The sequence below is a fragment of the Brevibacillus panacihumi genome (genome assembly GCF_003710985.1).
Classification (GTDB): domain Bacteria; phylum Bacillota; class Bacilli; order Brevibacillales; family Brevibacillaceae; genus Brevibacillus; species Brevibacillus panacihumi.
In genome coordinates, this window is record NZ_RHHT01000082.1 from 1 (window position 1) to 3,295 (window position 3,295).

At 48.0% G+C, this 3,295-nt stretch carries 4 protein-coding genes; all 4 read right to left on the reverse strand.

Going from position 1 to position 3,295, the window contains the following annotated elements; translation table 11 throughout:
- Positions 1 to 311: 311 nt before the first annotated feature.
- The 4 genes from EDM58_RS24780 to EDM58_RS26075 all read right to left on the reverse strand — a co-directional run bounded on the left by EDM58_RS24780 (position 312) and on the right by EDM58_RS26075 (position 2,021).
- Positions 312 to 512, reverse strand: a complete 201-nt coding sequence (locus EDM58_RS24780; RefSeq protein WP_122915712.1) for a cold-shock protein — start codon at positions 510 to 512, stop codon at positions 312 to 314.
- An 84-nt stretch (positions 513 to 596) separates the two neighbouring features.
- The gene (locus tag EDM58_RS24785) at positions 597 to 740 is read right to left on the reverse strand and encodes an XkdX family protein (RefSeq protein ID WP_122915713.1); all 144 of its coding nucleotides are present in this window, start codon (positions 738 to 740) and stop codon (positions 597 to 599) included.
- Positions 737 to 949 carry a hypothetical protein gene (locus EDM58_RS24790; protein ID WP_246001044.1) on the reverse strand — a complete coding sequence of 71 codons (213 nt, stop codon included), beginning with the start codon at positions 947 to 949 and terminating at the stop codon, positions 737 to 739. Before EDM58_RS24790 ends, EDM58_RS24785 begins: the two co-directional genes overlap by 4 nt.
- Complete coding sequence (locus EDM58_RS26075) at positions 927 to 2,021, reverse strand: hypothetical protein (protein ID WP_221175439.1); 1,095 nt, start codon at positions 2,019 to 2,021, stop codon at positions 927 to 929. Before EDM58_RS26075 ends, EDM58_RS24790 begins: the two co-directional genes overlap by 23 nt.
- Positions 2,022 to 3,295 lie beyond the last annotated feature (1,274 nt).

A 3,295-nucleotide genomic window follows, 5' to 3' on the forward strand; every position in this document is an offset into this window, starting at 1 on the left:
AATACGAAAAAGGGAAAACGCTCCAGGTGGGTTGGGAACTTCGCTGTGGGTCGGCCTGGCCGCTTCCACTCCAAAGGCGGAACCGCGGCCAAAAGCAGCCATCTCAAGGAAGTGAATCAGGGTTGGCCGCTGATGGCGTGTTCCGCCTTTTCCGCTCCAGCTTGGTCAAGATCCCAAAAACCTTCCGCTGGTTTTCCCTTTTTCCTCAACCATCTTTTCCTGTTCCCCTTTTACCTTTTGTGGTAACTTCCTACACGTTGAAAAAGCCCTGCCATGTGGCAAGGGCTTTTTTGTGCTTGCTTATAATGTTCTTATGCCTTGCGGACGTTGGTTGCTTGCGGCCCGCGTTGGCCATTTTCAACGTCAAAAGTTACCTCTTGCCCTTCCTCCAATGTCTTGTACCCCTCTTCTTGGATGGCGGAGAAGTGTACAAATACATCCTCTGCCCCTTCACGCTCGATGAACCCAAAACCTTTTTCTGCGTTAAACCACTTTACTCTTCCGTGTTCCATTGATTGCCTCCTAGCATGTAGCACATACATGAAATGATGTTTGACTTACCCCGTTAGTATCTCCCGTCTAAGGGAAATCTAACCTTACGAATGAAAAACTTGTCCTGTAATAGCTGTAAATTCTTCGGGTGTAATTTCTCCGTGCGGACGAGCATCTGTTTGGACGACCTGGCGCAGCTGGTCCAACGTCACCCATTTGTACGAGTAGGCGATTTTCCAGAATGTCATGCTCCCGAGCCTCCTTTTCGCTCGATCAGCTCAAGCTTGACCAATGCCAGCTCTTGCCCAAGCGTCTGCATCAGTGTTTCCCGCTCAAGGTTTGTTTCTTTCAAAGCGGCCAACTCCGCTTCCAGCGTCTGCAACGGCTTTTCCCTCGCTTCTTTTTCCTGCTTGACCTGTGACAGCGGTTTTTCATTATAGCGATGGATGGACATCATACGCTCCCCCTATTCCTGAAAGACTGGCCTCGCTTGTTGCCGTCCCCTTTTGAATCCGCACGCGGAAATTCACGCCCCACTTCTCTGCCGTCTTGACCGTATTGAGAAACGCGTAGCCACGGCCCATCTTGGCAGGAATCGTGCAATCCTCCCACGTAGGCTCGGCGTCGAAGCCGTTGTTGCATACCTCAACTCGCACCTCGGCGCCCAATGGGATCTGCCAGTCGGGAGTGAGCAAAATCCGCTCCGCTGCGATGTCGGTTTCCATCGGGACCTGCAATCCCTCGAACATGATTTCATTTACTTGGCGAGTAAAGGTGAAGGTTCGGCTGGACGACTTGCCTTGTTCGTCTGCTGCGCTGATGGTCAAAGTATGCGAGACACCCGGCTCGAGCATCAGCCATTTGTTTGCTGGGATGGTCAGCGTTTCTTGACGGTTGGGCACACCGGAGTATGACCGAATCGTGCTGCCGTTGATTTTTTCTGTGATGGTAAATGGATTTTCCTCTGGGTCAGCAACCGTGTAGGTGATGCTCGGTGTGATTTTGATCGTACCCAGGTTGCGATCTTGATCCGAGATGATCGGAGCGCGGTTGTGAATGACGCGGAATTTACGGACGACCTCCGTGCTTTTTCCTCCCTGGTCGTCCTCGGCCCATACGGTTAGTGTGTGGTCGACGTTCTCCGCCAGGTCTGCCCCCGTCACATCTGTGGTGCCGTCGCGTAACCGCTTGTTGCGGAAGGTCAGCGTCTTGGCAAAAGAAAGAGGCGTGCTTCCGTCTGATACCCCGGATTGCAGCGCCTGCGGTGTGCCATTGTTGATTTTGTATTTGGCGGTGAGGACGTTGCCGGGGTCTGCTTCTGTTGCTGTGCCCTCAATTGATAACGTTGTCCCTTCCGATAATGTCCGACTAATGGTAGGGTCGGTGTACGGAAACTTTTGCGCTAGCTTGTCACCAGTGTAATTAGGATCGACATCGATTTTGTCGTATGTGGCTTTGTCTATTTCATAGATCCTAACTCCATCCATATACGCGATGCCAGTAGTAATGGAGCCATTACCAAGACTCACTCGTGCTTTTGATTTTCCGGTAAACTTGAGGTAAACGGTTTGCCAAACTCCGATTTTTGATGTGTCCGTATTTGCGCTTATTGAGTTGTTATAACCACCAGAATCTGCAACGTACAGTCGGTACGACCCGCTAGTATAGCTTTCGACGAAAACGTCAACCGCAGCTAGGTAGTATTTGGTAGCGTCTAGCAATATGTTATCTTTATACCTGTGTCCATTAGTGCTGGAGTTTGTATACATAAAGCTAGAGGACCCGTATCTTTTCACCGTATTACTCAACTTGACGACATCTGTGCTATACACTGACCACTTAATCATATCCTCACAGTTACCATCTGATCCGAGTATATTCTCGATTGGCGACGTAAGTTTTAGTGTTGGCGGTTGGTTGAGTGTGAATGAGTCAAATTTTACAGAAGAGGCTTGCAAATCTCTGTAAATCCATCTGATTACGCCATCTACCTCTCGTTCTATAACAGTTACATGTTCAGCATTTCCACTCTTATTATTCGTCAAGTTTTCCGGGTCTAACCATAATTGCCCGTCAAATATCCTTCTCCTGATTTGTGTATAGCCATTGTCATTGAATTCTATACTTCTTCCTGTCCAAAAAACATACACCCTGTTTATTCTATCTATAGAGATTGTGGGGTTCGTTTGCTGGTAGGCACTACTACTTGTTAGTCTTCTCATTAATTGCCATGTAGCTCCTCCATCCGTTGATTTTGAATATCGGATGTTACTGTAATTTCCATTCGCATCATCTCTACCATGCCAAACTACATGTATCTCGCCGTTACCGTCTACTACGGCGCAGGGGTTGGATTGTAGATAATTGCTGCTCCCGCTGTAATACACTTCACTGCTTCCCCAGTTAGCATCTAATGAATTTGGGTACACAGCTTTAGTAATAAAAGCGTTCGTGACACAAACGATTCTACCTGTATTGTCTTGCCAAAAAATATACGGCGCTGTTCCTTTAATTACTACGGAAGGGTTTTTAATTTCTGTTTCAGTATTTGCAGTAGTTACCTGTATGGCACTTCCCCACGTCACTGTCCCACCTGAAATCGTGGCTTTCGCTGCTCTGATATTTTCTCTTAAGCCCCAAAATTGGATTTGAGTCTACCCCCCTTATCTTGTTAAGCTGGTATCAGAAGAACAGAGGGGGATTTTTTATGCAACGAAAACGCTATCCAATCGAGTTTAAACAACAGCTGGTTCAAGAAGCCCAAGATGCAGGAAATGCAAGCCAAGTTGCCAGACGGCATGGG